Genomic DNA, 25,284 nt, shown 5'->3' with positions numbered 1-25,284 from the left:
CTTCCGTACCGGACGGCCGGGTCGCCATCGGGTACCGAAGCTAGGGACGCGGCCCCGTAGTCGGCGTCACTCCGGGGCGTGAAGCTCTCCCGTAGCTCCCCAGGACTACGGGTATGAGGGGGCGGCCGCCCGGCCCCTCCCGGTCTGTCCGGCAAGGGCACTGACGGGTCATTGGTACAGTCGCAGCCGGATCGTCCCGCACAGGAGGCCGACGGAGCATGGCGGTGGACGCCCTCGACACCCGCATCCTGCGGCTGCTCATCGAGCAGCCGCGGACCAGTGTCCGTGAGTACGCGCGCATCCTCTCCGTCGCCCGGGGCACCCTCCAGGCCCGTATCGACCGGCTGGAGCGGACCGGGGTGATCACCGGAACGGGGCCGGTCCTCTCCCCCGCCGCGCTGGGCCACCCGGTGCTGGCCTTCGTCCATCTGGAGGTCACCCAGGGGCATCTGAACGAGGTCGGTGAGGCGCTGGCCTCGGTGCCGGAGATCGTCGAGGCGTTCTCGACCACGGGCGGCGGCGATCTGCTGGCCCGGGTGGTGGCCCGCGACAACGAGCATCTGGAGGACGTGATCCAGCGGTTGATCCGGCTGCCCGGGGTGGTGCGGACGCGGACCGAGGCGGCCCTGCGGGAGCGGGTGCCGCACCGGCTGCTGCCGCTGGTCGAATCGGTGGGCCGCACGGCCGCGGCGGGGCCGGACGTGTCGGCGGGCCGGTCGCCCGGCGGGCGCTGACGCCGCATCGGGGGATCGTGGGGCGTCCCCGACGGGGACGCCGGGTCCTGGAGACCCTCGGGTTCCGCAGGCCCGGTCGACCGGCGGGCCGGAGGTCCCCCGGGGCCGGGCCGGGGCCCCGGCCGGGGGCGCGGCAGGAGGGCGCCGCAGGGCCGCCGTCGGCACGGCCACCGGCGACTCACGAGCCGTCCGCGCGCCGAAACCACCCGAAACACGGCGAATCCCCACGGGTCCGCGCGGACCGTACGAGCGGGAGCGGGGCGTGCCGTCGCGGTCCGGCGGCCCGATATCCTGATCACGCCGCGCGCCCCCCACCTCGCCCCGATCACGGTCGGGGCGCGCCGTGGCAGTCGGAGCGGCCCACAATTCGAGAATGGTGCACAGGTGCTGGTAGCTGGTCGGTACCGCTTGACGTCCCCCATCGGCCGTGGCGGCATGGGTGAGGTGTGGCGTGCCGAAGACGAAGTGCTCGGCCGCGCGGTGGCCGTGAAGCTGCTGCTGGGCGATCACGCGGACGAGTCCGCCACCGCCCGGTTCCGTCTGGAGGCCCAGACGGCGGCCCGCCTGAGCCACCCTCACCTGGTGGCCGTGTTCGACTTCGGGGCCTGGGAGGGCCGCTTCTTCCTCGTGATGGAGCTCGTCGAGGGCATAAGCCTGGGCGGTCTGCTCACGGCCGAGGAGCGGCTCGGCGCCGAGCGCGTCGCCCGGATCGCCGGCCAGGCTGCCGCGGGGCTGGCCGCGGCCCACCGGCAGGGCATCGTGCACCGCGACATCAAGCCCGGGAACCTGATGCTGGATGCCGAAGGCTCCGTCAAGATCGGCGACTTCGGCATCGCCCAGTTCGTCGACGACCCGTCGGCCGCGCTGACCACCACGGGGCAGATCGTCGGCACCAGCCTCTATCTCGCCCCCGAGCGGGCCCTGGGACGCACCGCCGAAGCGGCGTCCGACATGTACTCCCTCGGCTGCGTGATCTACCAACTGCTGCTGGGCGATCCGCCGTTCCGCTCGGACACGGCGACCGCCACGCTCTACCAGCACGTCGACACCGCGCCCGTGCCGCTCAGGCAGCGGGGCGTCGACGTGCCCCCGGCCTTCGACTCCTACCTGCTGGGGCTGCTCGCCAAGCAGCCCGAGGACCGGCCCACCGCCCAGCAGGTCGCCGACTGGTTCCAGAGCGACGCGTGGCGGGGCCGGCCGGAGCCCATGCCGTTGTACGGGACGCCGCCCACCGCGGCGCCCGGCGGCGTCCCGTACGCCTCGGCTCCCGCGCCCCGGTTCGACCCCGCCCCGGCGACGGGCGGCGCACCGGAGGTCCCGGGCCAGACGACGTACCGCCTGCCGCAGACCGGGGGGCACCGGCGTCGCCAGCCGGCCCCGCCGGCGCCCGCCCTGCGGCTCACCACCGCCCGGGCGGCGATCCGGCGTCGGCCCAGGGTGGCCAGCGCCATCGCCGGTACGGTCGCCTTCATCGCGGCCGTGTACCTGGGGATGAGCCTGTTCGCCCCCGACTCGGGTCCGGCGGACACCCCGGACAGCGGTCCCACCGCGAACACCGGGGCCCCCGAGAACCCTGCGCCCCCCGCCCGGGACGGCGGGGACGACGAGGGCGACGAACAGGACTGAGGGGCGCACCGCCGTACCGCCGCCAGGACCGGCGATCCGCCGGACCCGCTCCGACGCCCTGTCGGGGCACGGCGGACCGGAACGAACTCCGTCCGATCCCGGGACCGTTGTGCGAATCGGCCACGCGGCTTGACCAAACTTGCCAGGTCGCCCGGCGGCCCCCGCGATTCATTGACGCAGCCATGACGACATGTGAGTGTTCGGTCGCTCGATCACGGACGACGGCGACGCGGACGGCCGAGGCCGCGTCTTCGAACTGACGTCTGCTGTATGGCGTCCGGCACGCACGCTCGCCGTGTTGTCGGAGGACCGTCCTCGTACATCCCGTACGAGGACGGTCCTCCGCCTTGCGATCGCACGCGCCGGACGCCGTACAGCCCGGCCTTCGGCCGAACACCGCCAGTTCGAAGCACGGCCGAATCGGATTGGACGCCGCGCGCGGCTGCCCGTGATCGGGGCCCCCACCGAACCGAGGAGCCTCGATGAAACGCAGACCGTCGACGGCCGGGACCACCCTGGCCGTCCTCGCCGGAATGCTGGTCGTCAGCGGCGGCCAGTCGGCCTCCGCCGAACCCTCCCCGCCCGCCCCCACCGCCCGCGCCGCGATCCAGGCCGCGGTGTCGGCGGCCGACCGTGCCGCCGCCAGCGGTCTCGACACGCTGGCGAAGGGGCCGGACGAGCGGTACGAACGCCAGATGGTGACCCCCTGGGTCAAGGGCATGTACTCCGTCGCCTACCAGCGCACCTACCGCGGTCTGCCGGTCGTCGGCGGGGACGCCGTCGTGATGGCCGACTCCGAGGGCCGGGTGCGCGGCACGCAGTCGGCGCTCCCCCGGCGGATCGACGTACCGACCACGCCGAGCGTCTCGGCCGCCGCGGCCGAGAGCGTCTCACGGGGGCGACTCACCGCCGTGGACCGGGTGGAATCGCACCGCCTGGTGGTGCGCGCCGCGGGCAGGACGCCTCGCCTGGCCTGGGAGACGGTCCTCACCGGACGCACGGCCAAGGCGCCGAGCCGCCTGCACGTCTTCGTCGACGCGGGCAACGGCAAGGTGCTCGACAGCTACGACGACGTCAAGGCCGGTACCGGCAACAGCCAGTGGAACGGCCCCAACCCGCTGACCATCGACACCACCGCGTCGGGCGGGAGCCACTCGCTGCGCGATCCGAACCGGACCGGGCTGAGCTGCGCCGACTACAGCACCGGCGGCGTCTTCAGCAAGTCGAGCGACTCCTGGGGCACCGGCAACGCCTCCAGCAAGGAGACCGGCTGCGTCGACGTCATGTGGGCGGCCCAGCACGAGTGGAACATGCTGCGGGACTGGCTCGGCCGCAACGGGCACGACGGCAACGGCCGCAGCTGGCCGGTCAAGGTCGGCCTGAACGACGTCAACGCCTACTGGGACGGCTCGTCGGTCTCCATCGGGCACAACAACGCAAACCAGTGGATCGGCGCGATGGACGTGGTGGGCCACGAGTTCGGCCACGGCATCGACCAGTACACGCCCGGCGGCGCCAACAACGAGTCCGGTCTCGGCGAGGCCACCGGCGACATCATGGGCGCCCTGACCGAGGCGTACGCCGACGAGCCGGCGCCGTACGACGATCCCGACTACACCGTCGGCGAGAAGATCGACCTCGTCGGCGACGGTCCGATCCGGATCATGTACGACCCCTCGCAGACCGGCGACCCGAACTGCTACAGCTCCTCGATACCCAACACCGAGGAGCACGCGGCGGCCGGTCCGCTGAACCACTGGTTCTACCTCCTGGCCGAGGGCTCCGGCCCGGGCGGCGGCAAGCCCGCCAGCCCGACGTGCAACGGCTCCTCGGTCACCGGTGTCGGCATCCAGAGCGCCGGCAAGGTCTTCTACGGCGGCATGCTGCTCAAGACGAGCGGGATGACCTACAAGCGCTACCGCACGGCCACCCTCACCGCCGCGAAGAACCTCGACGCGAGCTGTGTCCTGTTCGACCGCGCCAGGGCGGCGTGGGACGCCGTCAGCGTGCCCGCGCAGAGCGGCGACCCGACCTGCACCTCCAACGGCAACAACGACTTCACGCTGTCCCTGGACCCGTCGTCCGGCTCCGTGAAGCCGGGCACCTCGGTGACCGCCGCGGTGCGGACCACGGTCGGCTCGGGCAACGCGCAGACGGTGCAGCTGTCGGCGAGCGGTCTGCCGAGCGGCGTCACCGCCTCCTTCAGCCCGTCCTCGGTGCAGTCCGGGGCGCCCTCCACGATGACCGTGTCCGCGTCGTCGTCCGCCGCGCCGGGCGCGTACACGTTCACGGTGAAGGGTGACGGCTCCCAGAGCCACACCGTCCAGTACACCCTCACGGTCGACAACGGCGTCAACCCGGGCGGCGGGGCGCCCGACATCGGCGTCGCCGCCGTGCAGGCGCACCTGACGCAGCTGAACACCATCGCCACCCAGAACAGCGGCAACCGCCGGGCGGGCAGCGCCGGTTACACGGCGTCGGTGGCCTATGTGAAGGGCAAGCTGGAGGCGGCCGGTTACACCGTCACCGAGCAGGCCTGCACCAGCTGCACCTACCGGGGCAACAACCTGATCGCCGACTGGCCGGGCGGCCCGTCCGACCAGACCGTCATGTTCGGCGCCCACCTGGACGGCGTCTCGGCCGGCCCCGGCATCAACGACAACGGTTCGGGCTCCGCCGCGCTGCTGGAGAACGCGCTGGCCCTGGCCGAGGCGAACCCGACGATGACCAAGCACGTCCGCTTCGCCTGGTGGAACGGCGAGGAACAGGGGCTGCAGGGTTCGAAGTTCTACGTCGGACAGCTCACCTCCGCCCAGCGCGCCACCATCAAGGCGTACTACAACTTCGACATGGTCGCCTCGACCAACGGCGGCTACTTCATCAACAACCTCACCTCCGCGGCGTCCGCCCCGATGAAGGAGTACTGGGACTCGCTGAACCTCGCCCCCGAGGAGAACGTCGAGGGCCAGGGCCGGTCCGACGACTACTCGTTCCAGCAGGGCGGCATCCCCACCTCGGGCTACGCCACGGGCGCGAGCGACACCAAGACCTCGGCGCAGGCCGCCAAGTGGGGCGGCACGGCGGGCCGTTCCTACGACCCCTGCTACCACCAGTCCTGCGACACCACCGCCAACATCAACGCGACCGCGCTCGACCGCAGCGCCGACGGGATCGCTTACACGGTGTGGAAGACCTCCGTCGGCAGCACCGCGCCCGTCGACGACTTCTCCGTCGCGGTGCAGCCGGCCTCCGGCAGCGTCCAACCGGGCGGATCCGTCACCGCGACCGTGAAGACCGCAACCACCAGCGGCTCCGCCCAGACCGTGAAGCTGACCGCCTCCGGCGCCCCGAGCGGGGTCACCGTCTCGTTCGCCCCGGCCTCCGTGCAGTCGGGCTCCTCGTCCACGATCACCGCCTCCGCCGGGTCCCGGACCGCGCCCGGCACCTACACCCTCACCGTGACCGGTACCGGCACGGCCACCCACACCACCACCTACTCGCTCGTCGTCGGCGGTGGCAGCAGCGGCTGCCAGGCGACCCAGGCCGTCGCCAACGGCGGCTTCGAGAGCGGGGTCGCGCCGTGGAGCCAGACGGACGGTGTGATCAACAACCGGACGTCGGAGAAGCCCGCGCACAGCGGCTCGTACACGGCGTGGCTGGGCGGCCGGGGCTCCACGCACACCGACACCCTCACCCAGTCCCTGAAGGTCCCGGCCGGCTGCTCGACGTACCAGCTGTCGTTCCACCTGCGCACCGACACCGCCGAGTCGGCGGGCTCCCCCGCCTACGACACGCTCACCGTCAAGCTGGGCGCCAGCACGCTCGCCACGTACTCCAACGCGGACGCCACGGACTCCTACGCCCAGAAGACCTTCGACGTCGGCGCGTTCGCCGGACAGACGGTCACCCTCGGGTTCACCAGCAGTGAGGACGCCTACCTGCAGACCGGTTTCGTCGTCGACGACGTGCTACTGAACGCGAGCTGACGAAGCCCGCACGGCACACCGGGCGGGGCGCGTGCGTACGCGCCCCGCCCTCACCGTTCAGCGGACGACGGCCGCCAGTCGGCGGGTGAAGTCGTCGCTCTCCGCACGGCCGACGCGTCCGGCGGCCAACCTGCCGAGCAGGCCCCGCAGTTCGTGCCCGAGCAGTGCCGATGCCGTGACCTCCGCGGTGTCCAGCACGGGCCGGGCGATGGCGATCGCCGCCTGCGGGTCGCGGGCGCAGGCATGGGCGTCCGCCATCCGCACCAGGAGCAGTGCCCGCGCCGAGCGCATACCCGGCGGGAGCAGTTCCAGCGCGGCGCGGCTCGCCTCGACCGCGCGCAGCGCCAGCCGCCGCTCCCCGGTCGTGACGGCCAGGTCCCGCAGCGCACCCGCGGCCCCGGACTCCACCCTCAGACGCACGGAGGCGACGGACAGCCAGGGCGCCTCCCGCTCGTCCTGCTCGCCGACCCGGTCCAACTGCACCCGGGAGCGGTCGATATGCCCCAGTACCTGCCGGATGTCGCCCCGCACCGCGTGTCCGCGCGCCAGGTAGACGTCGCTCATGGCACCGGCCCAGTCCCGCCCGGAGGCGGCCTGCCGAACGGCGCCGCCGTAGGAGAGCGCGGAAGCCGCGTCGCCCTCCAGCCGCGCCAGGGTGCTCATGTCGCTGAGCGCGGCCACCTCCGTCCCGACATGGCCGGCCAGGTCCGCCCACACCAGCGACCGGTCGAGCCAGGCCATCGCCGTCGCGTTGCGGCCCCGCAGCAGCCGCAGGCACCCGGCCGACTGCGCGTACTCGGCGGCCAGCGGCGCCAGTTGGCGCTGGTACGGGGCGGCGGGCAGCGCCATCCAGCGGAGCATGGCGTGCAGGGTGCGTTCGACGACGGCGGTCGCCCCGGGCCAGGATCGTTCCTCGTCGGCGCGCAGACAGACCGCGAGCAGCGCCGTCAGGGCGTGCACGGTGTCCGCGTCCAGCGGCGGGCGCGCGACGGCGGCCGGACCCAGCTCGCAGAAGGCCGAGTGCAGCGCGACGGTGTCGGCCAGCGCGGGCACGGCGCAGCCGTCGCGGCCGTGCACCGGGCACACCAGCCCGTAGGTGGGCAGTCGCGCGGGCAGGACGACGTCCGGCGGCAGCATCGAGAGCAGGTCGCCTCCCGCCGGTTCGCCGGGCAGCGGACCCGTGCGGGCGCCGGTCGCCGGCCGGCGCGCCGAGGACCCGTCCTCCGGGACGGTTCCCGGCCCCTCCGCCTCCGCGGCCTCGCAGGCGCCGAGGAGGTCGCCGCCCGCGGTCAGCAGGTCGTCCAGCCTGCGGGCGAGCGGCAGCGGCGTCCTGCGGGCGCCGTGCTCCAGTTTGCTGATGGCGGTGTGGTCGTATCCGACGCGGGCACCGACCTGGGCCTGGGTGAGCCCGGCGCGCCTGCGCCACTGGCGCAGCCGGGTTCCGAAGACCAGCCACGCCCCGGCGGTGCGGGCATCCGGCGAGGGGCCCACGTACTCGGTCACGCGGCGCTCCGCGGAGCCGTGCGGGACGCCTCTCCCGTGCCATGTTCATGGCTCATGACGGGAGAATAGCGAGCACGTGTGCGCGCTGTCCCCGGTGCGTCGGGAAGACGGCGCCGCCCCGTACGCCGCCCGGACGTCCACCCCGCCCTGTGCACAACACCCTTGCTCCCCGGACCGGTTGGACCGGGTGGGGCCGCATGAAGCAGTGGCTCGCCGGGCATACGACCGGTAATCCGAGTGGAGGTGGTGGCCGTGGGCCGCATCAGGATCGTCCGACGTCCGCAGCGGCCGTCACGGCCGCACCCTCTCGACCTCCGGACCCCGTCCGGCCGCCCGTTGCCGTACTGACTCCGAGCGGTGTCCGCGGCTTCCCCCGCCCCCGTACGGCGGTTGACATCGTGTCGGGCCGGTGCCGGGCGGCGGGCCCGGTTCCGCGGCGGCCTCTCCTGATCGATGACGGGCCCGGGCCGCCGTCCTCGGTACGGCACCGGCCGACGCGGAATCAGGAAGAAGGGGTCCCATGCGGGAAGCGACACCGGACCGGTCTCCGTCGGACGAGGGACCTGTTCGCGGTCCGGACGAGGAGGCCCAGGTCATCGTGGTCGGGGCGGGGCCCGCGGGCTCGTCGGCGGCCTTTCATCTGGCGCGGGCGGGGGTCGACGTCCTGCTCCTGGAGAAGTCCGGTCTTCCCCGGGAGAAGGTGTGCGGGGACGGCCTGACGCCGCGGGCGGTGCACCAGCTCATCCGGATGGGCGTCGACATCAAGGCTCCGGGGTGGACGCGTTCGCGCGGGATGCGCTGGGTGGCCGGGGACCACCGGGTGCACATCGACTGGCCGTCGCTCGGGCGCTACCCGGATTTCGGGCTGACCCGAAGCCGGCACGACTTGGACGACATCCTGGCCCGGCACGCCGTCGCCGCAGGGGCCCGGCTGCGCGCCGGGGTGAAGGTGACCGGGCCGTCGACCGACCGGGCCGGGCGCGTCACGGGCGTCACGGCCACGACGACCGCGACCAGGCAACCGCTGGCGTTCCGCGCGCCGATCGTGGTCGCCGCCGACGGCGCATCGGCCCGCCTCGCACTCGCCCTGGGGCTGCGACGGGACGCGCGCAGGCAGATCGCGACGGCCGCCCGCCGCTACTACCGCAGCCCGGAGCGCTCCCAGGAGGAGTACCTGGAGCTGTGGGCCGATCTGCGCTTCCCGGACAGCGACGACCACCTCCCGGGATACGGCTGGATCTTCCCCATGGGCGACGGCCGGGTCAACGTCGGTCTGGGTGCGCTGCCCCACCGCAGGCACGGTTCGGCCGATCTGCGCGCAGCGCTGGACCGGTGGCTGGACCGCACCCCGAGCGCGTGGGGGCTGAGCGAGGAGAACGCCGAGGGCCCCGTGCGGAGCGCGGCTCTTCCGCTGGGCTTCAACCGTCATCCCCTGTACACCCGCGGACTTCTCCTCGTCGGCGACTCCGGGGGCATGATCAGCCCCTGGAACGGTGAGGGCATCGGGCAGGCCATGGAGGCGGGGGAGGTCGCGGCCGAGGCCGCCGCGCTCGCGCTCGCCCTCCCCCCGGGACCCGGGAGGGAGCGGGTGCTGCGCGGCTATCCCGTGGAGATGAACCGCCGCTGGGGGCGCTACTACCGCCTCGGCAACGCGGCCGCCGGCCTCGTCCTCAGCCGGTCGGGGTTCCAGCCGGTCCTCAACCGGTACGTGATGGGGTCGCCGTTCCTGCTCAACACCCTCGCCCGGCTGCTGACCAACCTCACGGACCGGCCCTCGCGCGATCTCGTCGACCACCTGCTGAACGGTGTCGTACGCCTCGTGCCGGAACCGAGGATGCGGACCGGACGCTGAGCCGGGAGGTGCGTCGCCGGGCGTCACGCTGCCGCCCGTCGGCCGGAGCCGGGTCCCTGTGCCGTCACCCGCGACGGCTGTCGTCGGGCGTCGGCCCGGGACGACGGGAGGGCCCTCAGGACCGGCGGCGGGGCCTTCCGCGCCTGCTGCCGCCCTTGGTGCCGCCGCCGGAGGTGCCGCGTCGGCCCTTCCCGGCCGTTTGACCGGCCGACCTGCCGGTCGCCCTGCCCGCGCCGCCGGCCGAGGACTTGCGGCGCGCGCCGCCCGTGCGGGGGCCCTCGTCCTTCGACTGCGCCGGGGTCCTGGGACGTCCCCGCGTGCTGTTGACGGTCCGGCCTCGGACGATTCCGATGAAGTCGTCCACCAGGTCCGTCGTCTCGTCCTCCGGCCATGACAGGGCGACCCGCGACTGAGGAGCGTCGGTCACCGTCCGGTAGGTGAGGTCCTTGCGGTGGTGGAGGCGGGCGAGCGACTGCGGGACGACGAGGAGGCCCACTCCGGCCGCCACCAGTTCGACGGCGTCCCCGGTCGTGGCGGGGCGCTCGATCGCGGGACGTCCCGGCGGGCGTTCCCAGTCGAGGGTGTCGTCGAGCGGGTGCAGCACGATGTCGTCGGCGAGGTCCTCCGTGGAGACCTCGTCGGCCGCCGCGACGACGTGGTCCTTCGGCACCACCACGACCGTCGTCTCCGTGTAGAGCGGGATCGCGCTGAGGCCCGTCCGGTCGGTCGGCAGCCGCAGCAGCCCGGCATCGGCGCCGCCGTCCCGCAGCAGGCCGGCCGCATCGGCGGCCGACACCGCGACGAGCTCCAGCGGGACGTCGGGCAGCCGTTCGTGCCAGATCCGCACCCACTTGGCGGGCGTCACCCCCGGGGCATAGGCGAGCCGGAACACGGGGGCTTCTTCGGAGCTGGTCACCCCGCAAGGTTACCGGCCCCTGGTCAGAGGCGGTGCGCACGCTCGATACCCTGGACACCATGACGTCGCACAAGACCGCCCAGACGATGAAGCCCGCGACCGCGGCGAAGAAGCTGGGCGTGTACCTCGAGGCCACCCCCGCCGCGTTCCGGGAGGGTGTCGTCTCGCGCACCGAACTGAACGCGCTGCAGTCCGATCCGCCCGAGTGGCTGCGCGAGCTGCGACGCAACGGCCCGCACCCCCGTCCCGTGGTCGCGGCGAAGCTGGGGGTCTCCATCTCGGGTCTCGCCCGCGGCGGGATCACGGACGCGCTCACCACGGAGCAGATCGAGGAACTGAAGAAGGAGAACCCCGACTGGCTCCAGCGGGAGCGCACCACCCAGGCGGAGGTCCGGAAGGAAGCCGTCCGCATCAAGGAGAAGCAAGCGCAGAAGGAGAAGCGCGCGGAGGACTCGGGACGGAGCGCCGACCCGCGCGACTGACTCCCGCGTGTCACGGCGGCCCCGGGGCCGTCGCGAGGGAGCATGCCCCCCTCAAGGGGCGATTTGGTATGCCATCCCTCCATGACCCTTGCGGCTCTGGTGAATGTCCGCCCCTGGGGCGCCGAGCCCGTGGACATCGTGATGTCCGGGGCCGCGATCGAGGCCGTCGTGCCCGCGGGCCGGTCGAGCGGCGGCGAACGCAGGGCGCGGGTCCCGGTGCTCGGGCGGCTCAGTACCCGCTCGGGCGCACCAGCCCCGTCTCGTAGGCGTGGATCGCGGCCTGGGTGCGGTCGCGCACGCCCAGCTTGGCCAGGGTGCGGCTCACATGCGTCTTCACGGTCTGCTCCGCCACGACCAGACACTCGGCGATCTCCGCGTTGGACAGGCCCTGCGCGACGAGGGCGAGGACCTCGGTCTCGCGTTCCGTGAGGTTGCCGCTGCGTGGCGCGAAGGGACCGCGCGGAACCTCGGAGATCCGGGAGAACTCGGCGATGAGGCGCTTGGTGATGTTCGGCGAGAGCAGTGCCTCGCCGGCCGCCACCACCCGTACGGCATGGGCGAGTTCCGTGGCCGATGCGTCCTTGAGCAGAAAGCCGGACGCTCCGGCGCGCAGCGCCTCGTACACGTACTCGTCGAGGTCGAACGTGGTCAGGACGAGGACCCTGGTGGCGGACGACGACGCGGTGACCCGCCGGGTCGCCTCGATGCCGCCGACCCCGGGCATCCGTATGTCCATCAGTACGACGTCGGGGGCCAGTTCGGCGGCCTTGGCGACGGCGTCGGCGCCGTCCACGGCCTGCCCGACGACCTTGATGCCGGGCTCGGCGTCGAGCAGCACCGTGAAGCCCTGACGGACCATCACCTGATCGTCGGCGATCAGCACACGGGTGGTCGTCACGGAGGGCCTCCAGAGGATCCGACGGTTCTGCGGGGAGCCGCCCGGGCGGCGTCACGATCATCCCGCAGTCCGGTTCCGGGGAACACCAGGGGCCTCGTCGCCCGGGCCCCGGGCAACGCGGCGGCGGGGCGGGTGCGGGCCGGGTCGGCTCTTGCGGAGACCGGGGGCCGGCACGCCGATGAGCAGCCGCCGAACGGCGTCCCACGCGGCGCGCATCGCGCGGGTGACGGCGGGCGAGTCGCTGCCGAGGATGCGCGCCCAGGCCCCGCAGTCCTCGGGCAGGGTGCTCGCACCGAACGACAGTCCCGTGGCCGTGAACGCCTCGTGAAGGGTGTCGGCGACGCGGGCCGCCGGGGCGAGCGGGGTGACCGCGTACAGGGTGGCCATCAGGTCGTGGCCCGCGAAGACGGCCGGTCCGGTGACCGGGCCAGGGGCCCGTGTGTCGAGACGGACGGTGTCCACCGCCAGGAGCGCCCCGTCGGGGCGCAGGATCTCCAGGTCGGCGAAGAGCATGCGGTAGGCGTGCCGTTCGCCGCGGGCGAGCCGTCCGGCCGCGATCGTCTCACCCAGCAGCACGGTGGCGGTCGGGTCGGCGACCACGCGGGTGTGCTGGTAGAAGCGCGCGTCCCGGTACGGGACGACGGGGTCCGGCAGGTACTCGACGTAGCTCCCCTCCGCCGCGGTGAGGCCGACGGCCTGGGGCGCGTGGTCGAACTCCATCCGGTGCACCTTGGTGGCGGCCTGCGTGGTCAGGTGGACGGCGGTGCCGGGGCCGCAGTCGACGTCGATCCGGTCCGGCGACGCCGACGCGCAGGACGCCGTCCTCGGGCCGTCGGACGAGTTCGTCGTGGTCGTGGTGGTGGTGCCTGGCCTGCATGGGGTCGTGCATGGTGCTCCGGTTCCTGTCTGTGATGTCTTCGTGTACGGAACGGGGCGGGGCGGCCGGGTCGGGGCGGGACCGCCCGCGGTGCCCGGCGCTCCCCCGGCCCCGGGACGGTCGTCAGCTGGCGAACAATCGTGCCTCCGCCCGTTCGTGACGGCCCGCCATCACGTCCGCCATCGGGACGCAGCCCCCGAGATCGGCCCGTTCCCGCCGCAGGGCCGCCTCGACGGTCTCCTCGATCACGGGGGCGGCCGTGTGCAGCAGGACCTGCGCCCTGCGGTGGTCGGTCAGCCGCAGTCGCAGCGCGGCGCCCGCGAACCCGGAGGCGAAGGCGAACAGTTCGCAGGCGATGGCCTGGCGGGCGGTCACACCATTGGCCGCGTGGACGACGGCGGCGACGACCGGCCGGCAGCCGCGCACGACGCCCTCCAGGCGCGCGAGGGCCTCGTCGTCGTCCCCGTCCCGGCGGCGCCGTCGCGCTCGCCGGGCAATCCCGCACAACCATAACGACCTGGGGAACAAGAGGGAGTGGATCAGCGAACGGCGTCAATGCGGCATCGAATCCAGGGCGGAGGAGGGAGGCGGATGGGGCCTCCGCTGCTCGAAAGCAGCTGAGAGCTCGGGGAAGGGGCGTCGGTGACCGACGACAACGCGGGAGGAACCGGAATTCTGGCCGCCGCCGCGTTCGAAGGCGGTCTCCCCGGCGTCGCACCCCGTTCAGCCACCGGCTCGACGGCCGGCGAGCTCCCTCCCGGTCCGCGCGATGTGGGTGCGCGAGATGCCGGCCGCGTCGAGCAGTTCGGCGCTGGTCCCGGAGCCCGGCAGGTCGCGTACGGCGAGATGGGCGAACGCCGGGGTCAGCCGCTGCGCGGCGAGCGCGGACAGCACGGCCTCGCCGATGCCTCCCTCGGGGTGGTGGTCCTCCGCGACGACCAGTGCTCCGGTGTCCCGGGCGGCGCGGGCGAGTGTGTCGAGGTCGACCGGCTTGACGGAGTACAGATCGACGACGCGCGCGGGGACACCGTCGGCGGCCAGCGCGTCCGCCGCGGCGAGGCATTCGTGGAGGGTGACGCCCGCGCCGACGAGGGTGACCCGGTCCTCGGGGCCGGAGCGCAGGGTCTTGGAACCGCCGACGGGGAACGTCTCGTCGGGCGCGTAGAGGACGGGGTAGGCGCCCCGGGTGGCGCGCAGGTAGGAGATGCCGTCCAGGTAGGCCATGGCGGCGGTCAGGGCGGCGGTGGACGTGGCGTCGGAGGGGTAGAGCACGGTGGAGCCGTGGACGGCGCGCATCATGGCGAGATCCTCCAGACCCATCTGGGAGGGCCCGTCGGCGCCGATCTCGACCCCGCAGTGGGTCCCGCACAGACTCATCGAGATCCCGGAGACGGCCGCCATGCGGATGAAGTCGTGGGCCCGGGTGAGGAAGGCGGCGAAGGTGGTGGCGTAGGGGCGGTAGCCGCGCGCGGCCATGCCGACCGCGGAGGCGATCATCTGCTGTTCGGCGATGTAGGTCTGGAAGTACCGCTCGGGGTGGGCCTTACCGAAGTCCTCCGCGTGCGTGGAGTTGCCCACCTCGGCGTCCAGGGCCACGATGTCGGGCCGGTCGCCGACCGCGGCGAGCGTCTTGCCGAAGGCGACGCGGGTGGCGACGATCTCGCCGGTCCGGAACTGCGGCAGCACGACCCGCACCGGGGCGTGCGGGGAGACCGCGGGGGCCTCGGGCGGCCGGTGGCCGCGCACGGTGAGGTGGCGTACGCCGCCGAGTTCGGCGACGGCACGGGCGGCGAGGTCCTCGGGCAGCGCCTTGCCGTGCCAGCCCTCGGCGTCCGCGATCTCGAAGACGCCCTGGCCCTTGACGGTGCGGGCGACGACGACGGTGGGGGCCTGCCCGTCGCGCGCGGTGGCCAGCGCCTCGTCGACGGCCGCGAGGTCGTGGCCGTCGACGACGAGGGCTCGGCAGCCGAACGCCTCGGCGCGGCGTGCGTAGGCGCCGGTGTCCCATCCCAGCTCCGTGGGACCGCGCTGGCCGAGCCGGTTGACGTCGATGATCGCGACGAAGTTGGCCAGACGGTGGCGGCCCGCCTTGTCCAGGGCCTCCCACACCGAGCCCTCGGTCATCTCGCTGTCGCCGCACAGGACCCACACACGGTACGGCTCGTGCTCCAGGTCGCGTCCGGCGAGCGCGATGCCGACCCCGTACGCGATGCCCTGGCCCAGCGATCCGGTGGCCGCGTCCACCCAGGGCAGCACCGGAGTGGGGTGCCCCTGGAGGCGAGCACCGGCGCGACGGTAGGTGGTCATCAGCTCTTCCTCGTCGATCGCGCCGGCGGCGAGGAACATCGCGTACAGCAGGGGCGAGGCGTGTCCCTTGGAGAAGATCAGGTGGTCGTTGGCGGGGTTGTGCGGGTGCTGCCAGTCGTAGCGCAGATGGCGGGTCATGAGGACGGCCATCAGGTCGGCGGCGGACAGGCTGGAGGTCGGGTGCCCGGAACCGGCGGAGGTGCTGGCGCGGACGGAGTCCACGCGCAGTTGCTGGGCCAGTTCGAAGACCTCGTCCAGGCCGCTGTCGGGTCCGAGGGCGGTGCGGGTGTTCTCGGCCGTCATCACGGCCTCCTCTCGTCCGGTCCTCCGCTTCCCGTCCGCCGCCTCCCGACGGTCCGGTTCCGCGTTCCGGGCGTTCCACGGCCGTCGGCGCGCGGCCACGGGGCGGCGCGCCCGGGAGCGGGGCGGCAACAGGGGGCACGGCACCGTGCCCCTTGCCGACCGTATGTCCCGGGCGCGCGGGCCGCGATTCAGAGCCTGCCGGGTGGCCTTCGGCCGGAAAGCGGACGCGGCACGGCGCGTGCGGTGCCAAGGCGCCGGAAACGTGCGTGCCAGGGAACGGCCGCACCGGTCACCGGTCCCCCGGAAGGCTCTCAGGCGCGGGACGGTCCGACGGTGCGGTCGAGGAGGGCCAGCAGGGCGGTCCAGTGGCGCTCGTCCGCGTCGCGGTCGTACGCGGCGGTGTCCGCCTGGGTGAATCCGTGCCGCGCCCCGGCATAGACCTCGCCCCGGTGGCGCACGCCCGCCGCGGTGAGGGCCTCGTCGAGGCGGGCGATCTGCTCGGGCGGCAGCGCGGGGTCCTCGTCGGCGTGGCCGAAGTACAGCTCCGCGGTGATCCGGTCGGCGAGCAGATGGGGGCTGTCGGCGGACTCGGTGGCCAGCCGCCCGCCGTGGAAGCCTGCCGCGGCCGCGATCCGGTCCGGGTACGTGCCCGCGGTGCGCAGGGCGAGGCCCGCGCCCATGCAGTATCCCGTGACGGCGGCCGGCCCGTCGGCGACCGCGGGGCAGTCCGCCAGCCAGGTCAGGTAGGCGTCCGCGTCGCGCATCGCCAGGACGGGGGTGAGCGAGTGCAGGATCGGCCCGAGTCGCTCGAAGATCTCCGGACGTGCGGCCGGATCGATGAAGTCGGGCAGCTCGACCACCGGGGCCCGGCCGTGGCGGTGGAAGACGTTGGGGACCAGGACGGTGTATCCGGCTCCGGCGAGACGGTCGGCCATGCTCCTGAGCCGGGGGCGGAGTCCGAAGGCATCCATGTAGAGGAGGACCGCGGGATGCGGCATTCCGTCGTCCGGGTGGACCAGATAGGCGTCGGCGACGCCGTCCGGTGTGGCGATGTCCACGGACGTCCCGTGCACGGCGGTCATGGGCGGTTCCCTTCACTTCTCGCTTGCGGCGGTTCTTCGTGCTCGCGGCGGTGCTTCCCGGTCGTGGCGCCGGCCGGCGTGCGGGGACGGCCGGGCGGGAGGTGACCGGCGCCCCGGCGGGCGCGGGCGGCTCCGACCATGTCATGAGCACTGTTCCGGTCCCCCGACTCGGTATCGTCGAGCGGCAGCCTCGGTCGAAGAACAGTACTCGGGCGGACAGCAGGTGCGGTTTCCGGCAGGGGACCAGGACGGTGAAGGATGCGGAACCCCGATGACAGACAACTCCGACATGATCGAATTCGTTCGGGCGCGTCTCGCCGAGGAGGAGCGGATCGCACAGGCGGCGGGCGGGGACAGCTGGCGCTGCCCGTCCGGGATGTCCGGCGAGGTCCACGACCGGACCGGCGCCATCACGTTCAGCCTGCGCGGTCACGGTTTCGATCAGCACATCGCCCTCCAGGACCCCGCGCGCACCCGTCGTCGCATCGAGACGAGCAGGGTTCTCCTCAACGAGTACGCGGAGGTGGCCGACCGGGACACCGACCGCCCCGACCACGACTTCTCGTCCGGTCGCGCGGTCGGTCTCGGTTTCGCCGTGCGGCAGCTGGCCGCGGAACACGCGGGCCATCCCGACTACCGGGCGAAGTGGCTGCCGCGGTTCATCCACTAGGGCGTGTTTCGAATGTAGCGTCGTCCGCCCGAAGGGCGGGGCCCGCGGCGTCCGGTGCGGTGCATCGCAAGGCGGAGGGGCGTCCTCGTACGGGGCGTACGTGGACGATCCCGACAACGTGGCGAGGCGCCGTGCCAGACGCCGCGGGCCGGACGGGACTTTCGAAACACGCCCCAGGTCAGACCCGGACGTGCAGCAGCGAGGTCTCCGGGAGCGGCCGTCATGTCCGGCGGTGGCCGTCCGCCGACGGAACCACCGCTTCGCCGGGCACTCGACCGGCGCCGTCGCGGGTATACGTCCCCTGTCATCACCGGCCCGGGGACTGCACCGGAGGGAGCGGCGGCCATGGAACGGACCACATGCTGTGTGGTGGGCGGCGGGCCCGCCGGAATGGTCCTCGGACTGCTGCTGGCCCGGGCGGGGGTGGCGGTCACGGTCCTGGAGAAGCACGGCGACTTCCTGCGCGACTTCCGCGGCGACACCGTGCATCCGTCCACCCTGGGACTGCTGGACGACCTGGGGCTGGCCGGACGGTTCGGCCGGCTGCCGCAGCGCCGGGTGACGACGGTCCAGGTGCCCCTCGGACCGGACCGCTCGCTGGTCACCGTCGGAAACATCGGCGCGTTGCGGGGCCCGTACAACTACATCGCGATGGTGCCGCAGTGGGATCTGCTGAACCTCCTCGTGGACGAGGCCGCGCGGGAGCCGTCCTTCTCCCTCCGGATGAACACCGAGGCGATCGCGTTCCTGCGGGAGCGCACCGGTTCACGCCCCGGCCGAAGGGGGCGGAGGGTTCGGGGAAGGGTCACCGGGGTGCGGTACCGCACGTCCGACGGCCGCGTCGGCGAGCTGCGCGCCACCCTGACCGTCGCCTGCGACGGCCGGTTCTCGCTGGCCCGGTCGTTGCCCGAACTGGGGCTGCGGAGCTTCGCCTGTCCGATGGACGCCTGGTGGTTCAGGCTGCCACGGCGGGACGGCGACCCGCACGGGCTCGTGGGAGGCGTCGGCGACCGGTTCTTCAGCGCCATGATCGACCGCGGGGACTACTGGCAGTGCGCCACGCTGATCCCGAAGGGGACCGACACGCGGCGCCGCGCCGCCGGCCTCGACCGGTTCCGGGGCGAGTTCGCGGCCGGCGTCCCCTGGCTCGCGGACCGCGTGCACGCACTCGGCTCGTGGGACGACGTGAAACTGCTCGACGTACGGCTCGACCGCCTGCAACGCTGGCACCGCCCCGGACTGCTCTGCATCGGCGACGCCGCGCACGCGATGTCACCGGTGTTCGGCATCGGGATCAACCTCGCGGTCGAGGACGCGGTGGCCGCCGCCCGGTACCTCGTCGGGCCGCTGCGCGAGGGCGCGGTCGGTCTGCGGACCGTGCGCCGGATCCAGCGCCGCCGCCTGCCGACGACCGTCGCGACGCAGACCCTTCAGCGCTTCGCCCACACGAACATCATCGAACCGGTCCTCTCGGGCCGCCCGGCGTTCGGCGACGCGAGGCGCGCCCGGCGGCTGAGCGAGCTCGTCACGACCTCGCGGTGGCTGAACCGTCTGCCGGCGTACTTCTTCGCCTACGGGGCCCTGCGCGAGCGCCCGCCCACCGCCTCGGTGCGCTGAACGCGCACGGTGGAACGGCACCGGGCATCACGCACCGGACATCGGAGACGCGCGGAGTCAGGCGCGGGCGCGGTCGGGCGCGGGCGGAGTCAGGCGCGCCTTGCGGGCCGACATCCAGGCGTAGACGAGGACTCCCGCGAAGAGGAACAGCACGCCCTGATAGACGGCGGCGTAGCCGGAGCCCGCGAGGAGCCACATGGAGAAGCCGAAGGCGGCGAGGGCGAGCGCGGCGTCACGGGCGAGGCGGGCCGGGCGGACCCGGTCGCGCCGCCCCGAGGCGAGGAAGTACAGCTGGGCCGCCGTCGCCAGCAGGTACGGGACGGCCGCGGTGAAGGTCGTGACCAGCACCAGGATCTCGAACACCCGGGCCGACCCGGCCATGTAGTTGTAGACGGTCAGCAGGGAGGCGAGCACGGCCGCGACGACGACCCCGAAGGTGGGCACTCCGCGCCGCTTCACCACGAAGCGGTCGGGGAACAGCCCGTCGCGGGCCGCGGCGTACGCCGTCTGGGCGCTCAGCAGCGTCCAGCCGTTCAACGCGCCCACGATCGACACGAGCGCCGCGCAGGCGACCACCGCGCCGCCCCACGTCCCGCCGAACATGACGTTGACGGCGTCGGTGAAGGGCGCCTTCGACGTGAGCAGTTCGTCGTGCGCGACGGTGCCGAAGACGGCGAGCGTGCCGAGGAGGTACACCAGCGCCGCGCCGAGCGTGCCGAGGACGGTCGCCCGGCCGACGTTGCGCCGGGGGTCGCGCACCTCCCCCGCGCTGACCGCCGCCGACTCGACGCCGAGATAGCTGAAGAGCAGGATCGCGGCGGACGCGGAGACCGCGCCGAGGGCACTGCCGCCCGTGGCCTGGAAGGGGCCGAGGTTGTCCGCGTCGAAGAAGAACATCCCGCCGACCGCGACCAGGAGCAGGGGCACGAACTTCAGCACGGTGGAGACGAGCTGCACCGCGCCCACGTAACGGGTCCCGGCGAGGTTGGCGAGGGCGGGCACCCACTGCACCACGAGTGCGGCGGTCATCATCAGCCACGGCGAACCGTGCAGGGGCAGCAGCACGTCCAGGTAGCCCACGGCGGTGACGGCGAGCGCCGCGTTGCTCACCCAGGAGGTGATCCAGTACGACCAGGCGGCCAGAAAGCCCGCGAAGTCGCCGAATGCCTCGCGCACGTAGACGTACGGCCCGCCGGTGCGCGGGTCGCGCCGCGCGAGCCGCCCGAAGACGAGCGCGAGCGCGATGGCCCCGAGCGTGAGCACGCCGAAGGCGACGAGGCTGATGGTGCCGTACGGGGCGACGGACGCGGGGAGCAGGAAGATGCCGCCGCCGATGATGTTGCCCATGACCAGGGCGGTCGCCACCGGAAGCCCGAAGCGTCGGGCGTGCCGGCCGTCCTCTTCCCGCTCCGGGGGCCGCGAGGACCCCGGCGGGGCCGCGGAGGCCGGGGCCGGAGCCGATGGCGGAACGGTTCCGGTGTCGCGCATGGGTGGTGTGCCTTTCGTCCTTCCGGGATGCCGTCGCCCGCCCCCGCGGGCCGCGTCACGGCCCCCCGGCCGGCGCCACGGCGGCGGGCGGGTGTGCGGGCACACACCTCTGCCGTGGTCATCGCCCGGGGATTTCCTCCATGCTCGGATATCGGACACCTGAGACAAAATCGCCGCTGAATGTTCACCGAAGCACCCGCTCCGACCGGAAAACGGACGGGTTCGAGCGCATGGGTCGGCGCATTCTTCACCAGCAGCCCCGGCGCCGCCGTCACCCCGAGCCCCCGGCACCGCCTGCGCCGGACACACCCGAAGGGAAAAACGCGTCGACATCGCCCCATCGCCTCCGGCACAGTGACCGCCCATGACAAGCAGCGAGCTGTGGACCCGCGCGACCGCCGAACACTACGACGCCGAGGAGAGCGAGAGGTCCTCGCCCGCCTTCCTCGGACCGACTCTCGATTTCCTGGCCGAACTCGCCGGGGACGGCCGGGCACTGGAGTTCGCCGTCGGAACCGGGCGGGTGGGCGTCCCGCTCCGGGAACGCGGTGTGCCGGTCGCGGGCATCGAACTGTCCGAGCACATGGCCGCGGTCCTGCGGCGCAAGGTGGACGAGGAAACCCTTCCGGTCACCATCGGGGACATGGCCACGACCACCGTCCCCGGGGAGTTCAGCCTGGTCTACCTCGTCTACAACACGATCACCAACCTGCTCACCCAGGACGAGCAGGTCGAGTGCTTCCGCAACGCCGCCCGCCATCTGGCCCCCGGCGGCCGGTTCGTCATCGAGCTGGCAGTACCGCCGCTGCGGTTCCTTCCGCCCGGGCAGGTCGCGGTGCCGTTCGACGTCTCCGAACGGCATCTCGGCTTCGACACCTTCGATCTGGCCGAGCAGATCCTCGTCTCGCACCACCTCACCCGCGACGGCGACGACGGCCGATACCGCCGCGGCGAGTCCCGGCACCGGTACGCGTGGCCGGCGGAGCTCGACCTGATGGCACGGCTCGCGGGGCTCGAACGGGAACGCCGCGTCGCGGACTGGAGCGGGGAGCCGTTCACCGAGGACTCCACGAAGCACGTCTCCGTGTGGCGCAAGCCGGTCTGAGGCCGCCGCCCGGCCCTCAGGGACCCGCGTGCACCTGGCAGGCCCACAGGCTCGGGGTCCGCGGATAGGTGTCGCGCAGGGTGCGCACGGCCCGGTGCAGGGCCTCGGCCGCGCGGGCGACGTCGAGTGCGCCGTCGCCCGTGTTCAGCGCTTCGTAGACGCTCAGCGCGACCTCGGCCCCGATGGCGTCGTCGACGTGCCACAGCGAGCCGACGACGTGGGGGAAGCCGGCCATCTGGAAGGCGCTGACGATGTGCACGGCCTCGTCGGCGAGCTCGGGGCTGGTGCGCAGGGTGTCGCAGGCGGAGAGGTAGGCGAGCCGGACCGACGGCAGCCGCAGCCGGGCCAGGTCGCGCACGGTCAGCGGGTGCGCGGTGTGGTCGTGCAGGACGAGCCTGCTGCCGGAGGGACGTTCCGGGTCGCCCAGGGCGTGGCAGGCGAAATGGGCGTGGGCGTGGTGGTGCAGGGCGGAGACGACCGCGGAGCGCGTGGCGTCCGTATCCGCCAGCAGCGCGGCGCCGGGGAGGAGGCCGGCCAGCTGGTCCGCCTCCCGGCGTGCGCCCGGGAGCGGCGCCTGGCCGGTGGCCTGCGCGACGCTGACGACGAGCGTGCCGGTGCCCGCCGGGCGGGCGGCGCGGCGCCGGGCGTGGTGCAGGGCCCGCAGCGTCGGTGTGTACGAGGAGACCACCCGGTCCAGGGCGCCGGGAGCGTCGGCGGGGGCCGCCGCGTGCAGGGGCAGCGTGCCCAGGAGGCCGCCGGGCGACCACCACACGCGGGTGGCCTCGGGGAGGCGGTCGAGGACCGGACCGGTGGCCGCCCGCCACAGCCACGCGAGGGTCTCCCGTACGTCCTGTTGGGCACGCTGCGACTGTTTGCGGGAGGTTCCGGGTGTCTCGATGCGGACCAGCGCGTCCTGGAAGGTGCGCCGGCGCGCCGCCGTCGTCCGCTGGTCGAGCCCGGGGAGGGGCACGGCGTCGATGGAGTGCTCGGTGACGACCAGGGCGTCGCTGCCGTACGGCGAGACGTTGACCAGGATCACCGGGCCCGCCGCGGCGGTCGCGCGCAGTTCGCGCTCGTCCCACTCCCGCACCGGACGCAGCATGCCCAGCTCGGGGTGTTCGGCGCGGATCCGGTCCGTGAGGTCCCGCCACTCGGCCGCCAGCCGCTGCCGCAGATCGGCGCGGGCGTCGGGGCCGGGCGGTCGTTCGTCGAGGAACTCCCGGGTGCCGGTCGCGGTGTCGAGGGCCTCCCGGAGCTCTTCGAAGCGGTCGGCGAGGTCCGGGGCGGTCTCCCGGAGCCGTGTCAGATCGCTGTCGGCGTCGAAGGCATGGGAGAGGATCACTCCCCTGGCCTGTTCGAGCAGTCCGACCGCGAGCCCGGGCCGGCCGCAGCGCACCGCACAGGCCGCCGCCCGGGCGCCCAGCCCGACGGTCCCGCTCAGCAGGAACTCCTGGTCGTCGCGGACGAGATGACGGGGCGCCACGGAATGCAACAGGTCGACCGCCAGGGCGTAGCCGTCCAGGGCTCCTTCCCAGTCACCCAGCTCCGCCCGGACCTCGCCCCAGGCCCGTGCCGCGTCCAGGCGCAGGGAGGGCGCGCACTGCTGCTCCAGGGCCGCCGCCCGGAGCACGTCGGCCGCCTCGACCAGATCGGCCCTGCGGCGACGGCGGCCGGGCCCCAGGCCGCGCAGCACGTGGCCGAGGTTCGTCAGGCGCAACGTGCGCTGGGGGTGACCGGGCGGGGTGGACTCGGCCGCCCGGCGGTAGAGCGCGGCCACTTCGTCGCGGGCCGTCGACGACAGCAGGATGCGGGGGCTCAGGAGCCGTGCCCCCGCCGCGACCGTCAGGGCACCCGGGAGGTCGGGCGAGTTCGCGGGCAGCGCCGCGATCACCGCGTCGGTCAGCTCGCGCGCCTCGCGGGCGTCGCCGAGCCGCGGCGTGCGCGCGCAGCGCATCATCAGGGCGATGGCGAGGTTGTGACGTCGGCGCGGCAGCCGCGGGTCGCCCTTCGGGGTGAGGGCGAGCGCTTCTCTGAACAGCGGCACCGCCTCGTCGAGCAGGCCGACCGGGTCGGCGGCGCGTTCGAGGCCCATGAGCAGACCCATCCCCGTCGAGCTCAGCAACGCCGCCTGGTGCGCACGGCCCAGGCCGGGCAGCGCGGCGGCCCGGCGCCGGCACTCCTGGGCCTCCCGCAGGTCCTCGCCGTCCTCGGTGAGCTGGTGGCGCAGACCCAGCGCCGTGCCGAGGTTGAGCAGCCGCAGCCCGAGCAGCTGGTGGCCTTCGGGGGTGAGCGCCACCGCCTCCCGAAGGACCCGTACCGCCTCATTCAACTCCTCGGGTTCTCCGGAGCGTTGATAGCCGGTGGTGAGCACGAGTCCGAGATCGTTGAGCGCTGTGGGACGGTTCGGGTGGCCCGGCGGCGTGAGCGCCTCGGCCTGCCGCAGCCGGCGCAGCGCTTCCGCCAGGTCCGGCCTGTTCGCCTCCGGATCGCGCCTGTAGCGGGCGTACAGGGCCATCGCAGGGGCGAGAAGCGGCGGTTGGGAACCGTCCGATGCCTCCGAGGACGCGGTTGCCCGGGCAGTGAGGTCGATCGCCGCGTCCAGATCGGCCTGATCTCCTGTCGCGACGGAACGGGCGCGCAGGGCGTTGCTCAGGGCGTTGCGCAAGGCGTCCGTGTGACCGGGATTCGTGGTCGCCCGAAGCGCCTCGGTCAGCACGGCGACCGCCTCGTGCAGGTCCTCGAACCGGCCCGTGTGCTGTGCCCTCAGCACGAGGGCCATGCCCAGGTCGTAGCCCGCCGGCGCGGCTTCCGGATCGCCGGGCAGTGCCCGGCGGCACAGCTCCACCACCTCGTCGCACTCCTCGGGTGTCGCACCCTCGCGCTGTCGCAGCAGCAACAGCGCGCTCCTGAGGACGCCGAGGCCGTGGGACGGACGGGGGCTCCCCGGGGGTGATTGGGCCACTACGTCACGTGCGATGCCGACCGCCTCGTGCAGGTCCTCCGGGTCGTACGAGCGCAGGTAGCGGTCCAGGAGCCGCCCTCCCAGAGCGTCGAGGGCGAGGAGCCGCTCGGGCGAGTCGGCCGGGATCCTCCTGAGGACGCGGTGGACGAGCCCGACCGGATCCGCGGCCTCGAAGTCTCCGGACACGTCGCCGAACAGGTCCGAGAACGTCCAGGTCGTCCCGGCGCGGTCCAGCAGCCGGGACAGACCCGCGCGCCGATCCGCGTACCGGGGGTCGTACTCCGGCGTCGCGAGGACGGCGAGGCTGCCGCACCCGACCGCGGTGGCGAGCCGGATCTCGGGGGAGGGCATCATGGCGTCGAGCGCCGCGGCCAGTTCGTGGAGCCGGCGGACGTCTTCGGAGGCGTCCGGCGGCGGGCCGTGCTGACGTCCCTCCGCCGCGATCACCAACGCGTCGCACTGGGCCGCCCACTCGGCGGGTCCGTCCGCGTTCGCCGGGTCGGGGCGCATGGCGGGATCGGTGGCCGCGTAACCCGCCGCCAGTTCCGGCGGAACCAGCCCCGGATCGGCGACCCAGACCGGGAAGAGCAGTGTTCCCGCCATGCACCCGTGGACATCGGATCGATCCCCGGGGCCGGCCATCGCGCGGGCGACGCACAGCCAGCCGGCCGTGTGCCGGGCCTCCATGTCGGTCCTGGCGTCGGCGGTGCGCAGCAGTCCCCGGAGTTCCGCATCCGACTCGGGGCCGAACACCACGTCCCCGTCCACTCCACCGTCCGCCGTTCCGGCCCGCGCGAGTCGCGCGCGGATCTCCTGCAGGAACCAGTCCCGGTCGTACCTCACCCCACCACTCCTCCGCTGTCCGACCTCGTTGCC

Annotated in this window: 17 protein-coding genes; 8 read left to right on the top strand and 9 right to left on the bottom strand. The window is 73.5% G+C overall.

Annotated elements, in window-relative coordinates:
• Positions 1–218 precede the first annotated feature (218 nt).
• From ACFYXM_RS19345 to ACFYXM_RS19335, 3 genes are all read left to right on the top strand, one after another.
• Complete coding sequence (locus ACFYXM_RS19345) at positions 219–734, top strand: Lrp/AsnC family transcriptional regulator (RefSeq protein WP_389290762.1); 516 nt, start codon at positions 219–221, stop codon at positions 732–734.
• Positions 735–1,169: 435 nt separating this feature from the next.
• Entirely contained in the window at positions 1,170–2,360 is a 1,191-nt protein-coding gene (locus ACFYXM_RS19340) for a protein kinase (protein ID WP_389290820.1), read from the top strand.
• 482 nt (positions 2,361–2,842) lie between these two features.
• Positions 2,843–6,346 carry a M28 family peptidase gene (locus tag ACFYXM_RS19335; RefSeq protein WP_389290760.1) on the top strand — a complete coding sequence of 1,168 codons (3,504 nt, stop codon included), beginning with the start codon at positions 2,843–2,845 and terminating at the stop codon, positions 6,344–6,346.
• A gap of 57 nt (positions 6,347–6,403) precedes the next feature.
• On the opposite strand, the gene ACFYXM_RS19330 is transcribed toward ACFYXM_RS19335, so the two are convergent.
• Complete coding sequence (locus tag ACFYXM_RS19330; RefSeq protein WP_389290758.1) at positions 6,404–7,849, bottom strand: helix-turn-helix domain-containing protein; 1,446 nt, start codon at positions 7,847–7,849, stop codon at positions 6,404–6,406.
• Positions 7,850–8,369: 520 nt separating this feature from the next.
• Between ACFYXM_RS19330 and ACFYXM_RS19325 the strand changes: the two genes are divergently transcribed.
• The gene (locus tag ACFYXM_RS19325) at positions 8,370–9,701 is read left to right on the top strand and encodes a geranylgeranyl reductase family protein (RefSeq protein WP_389290755.1); all 1,332 of its coding nucleotides are present in this window, start codon (positions 8,370–8,372) and stop codon (positions 9,699–9,701) included.
• A 115-nt stretch (positions 9,702–9,816) separates the two neighbouring features.
• Here the strand turns inward: ACFYXM_RS19325 and ACFYXM_RS19320 are convergent, their stop codons facing one another.
• A complete protein-coding gene (locus ACFYXM_RS19320; RefSeq protein WP_389290753.1) occupies positions 9,817–10,617 on the bottom strand; it encodes a LysR substrate-binding domain-containing protein in 801 nt (266 codons plus the stop codon).
• A 59-nt stretch (positions 10,618–10,676) separates the two neighbouring features.
• Between ACFYXM_RS19320 and ACFYXM_RS19315 the strand changes: the two genes are divergently transcribed.
• Positions 10,677–11,099 carry a DUF5997 family protein gene (locus tag ACFYXM_RS19315; RefSeq protein WP_386609521.1) on the top strand — a complete coding sequence of 141 codons (423 nt, stop codon included), beginning with the start codon at positions 10,677–10,679 and terminating at the stop codon, positions 11,097–11,099.
• A 229-nt stretch (positions 11,100–11,328) separates the two neighbouring features.
• Here ACFYXM_RS19315 and ACFYXM_RS19310 read toward each other — a convergent pair whose 3' ends face one another.
• The 5 genes from ACFYXM_RS19310 to ACFYXM_RS19290 all read right to left on the bottom strand — a co-directional run bounded on the left by ACFYXM_RS19310 (position 11,329) and on the right by ACFYXM_RS19290 (position 16,566).
• Positions 11,329–11,997 (bottom strand): response regulator, encoded by a 669-nt coding sequence (locus tag ACFYXM_RS19310; RefSeq protein WP_389290751.1) that lies wholly within the window; start codon positions 11,995–11,997, stop codon positions 11,329–11,331.
• 57 nt (positions 11,998–12,054) lie between these two features.
• On the bottom strand, positions 12,055–12,750 hold the full coding sequence (locus tag ACFYXM_RS19305) for an urease accessory protein UreD (RefSeq protein ID WP_389290818.1): 696 nt from the start codon (positions 12,748–12,750) through the stop codon (positions 12,055–12,057).
• Positions 12,751–12,997: 247 nt separating this feature from the next.
• Positions 12,998–13,381 (bottom strand): urease accessory UreF family protein, encoded by a 384-nt coding sequence (locus ACFYXM_RS19300; protein WP_389290749.1) that lies wholly within the window; start codon positions 13,379–13,381, stop codon positions 12,998–13,000.
• Positions 13,382–13,597: 216 nt separating this feature from the next.
• Complete coding sequence (locus tag ACFYXM_RS19295; protein ID WP_389290747.1) at positions 13,598–15,484, bottom strand: transketolase; 1,887 nt, start codon at positions 15,482–15,484, stop codon at positions 13,598–13,600.
• Between the two features lie 311 nt (positions 15,485–15,795).
• Positions 15,796–16,566 (bottom strand): dienelactone hydrolase family protein, encoded by a 771-nt coding sequence (locus ACFYXM_RS19290; RefSeq protein ID WP_389290744.1) that lies wholly within the window; start codon positions 16,564–16,566, stop codon positions 15,796–15,798.
• Between the two features lie 271 nt (positions 16,567–16,837).
• Here ACFYXM_RS19290 and ACFYXM_RS19285 point away from each other — a divergent pair, with 271 nt between their 5' ends.
• Together ACFYXM_RS19285 and ACFYXM_RS19280 are read left to right on the top strand one after the other, a co-directional pair.
• The gene (locus ACFYXM_RS19285; RefSeq protein WP_389290742.1) at positions 16,838–17,236 is read left to right on the top strand and encodes a DUF6221 family protein; all 399 of its coding nucleotides are present in this window, start codon (positions 16,838–16,840) and stop codon (positions 17,234–17,236) included.
• A gap of 345 nt (positions 17,237–17,581) precedes the next feature.
• A complete protein-coding gene (locus ACFYXM_RS19280; RefSeq protein ID WP_389290740.1) occupies positions 17,582–18,853 on the top strand; it encodes an FAD-dependent oxidoreductase in 1,272 nt (423 codons plus the stop codon).
• Positions 18,854–18,910: 57 nt separating this feature from the next.
• Here the strand turns inward: ACFYXM_RS19280 and ACFYXM_RS19275 are convergent, their stop codons facing one another.
• Positions 18,911–20,341, bottom strand: a complete 1,431-nt coding sequence (locus ACFYXM_RS19275; protein ID WP_389290738.1) for an amino acid permease — start codon at positions 20,339–20,341, stop codon at positions 18,911–18,913.
• A gap of 364 nt (positions 20,342–20,705) precedes the next feature.
• Here ACFYXM_RS19275 and ACFYXM_RS19270 point away from each other — a divergent pair, with 364 nt between their 5' ends.
• On the top strand, positions 20,706–21,446 hold the full coding sequence (locus tag ACFYXM_RS19270) for a class I SAM-dependent DNA methyltransferase (RefSeq protein WP_389290736.1): 741 nt from the start codon (positions 20,706–20,708) through the stop codon (positions 21,444–21,446).
• A gap of 16 nt (positions 21,447–21,462) precedes the next feature.
• Here the strand turns inward: ACFYXM_RS19270 and ACFYXM_RS19265 are convergent, their stop codons facing one another.
• Positions 21,463–25,251 (bottom strand): CHAT domain-containing protein, encoded by a 3,789-nt coding sequence (locus ACFYXM_RS19265; RefSeq protein WP_389290734.1) that lies wholly within the window; start codon positions 25,249–25,251, stop codon positions 21,463–21,465.
• Positions 25,252–25,284 lie beyond the last annotated feature (33 nt).

It is taken from the genome of Streptomyces sp. NPDC002476, assembly GCF_042889785.1.
Classification (GTDB): domain Bacteria; phylum Actinomycetota; class Actinomycetes; order Streptomycetales; family Streptomycetaceae; genus Streptomyces.
This window is presented reverse-complemented; position numbering and strand designations above follow the sequence as displayed.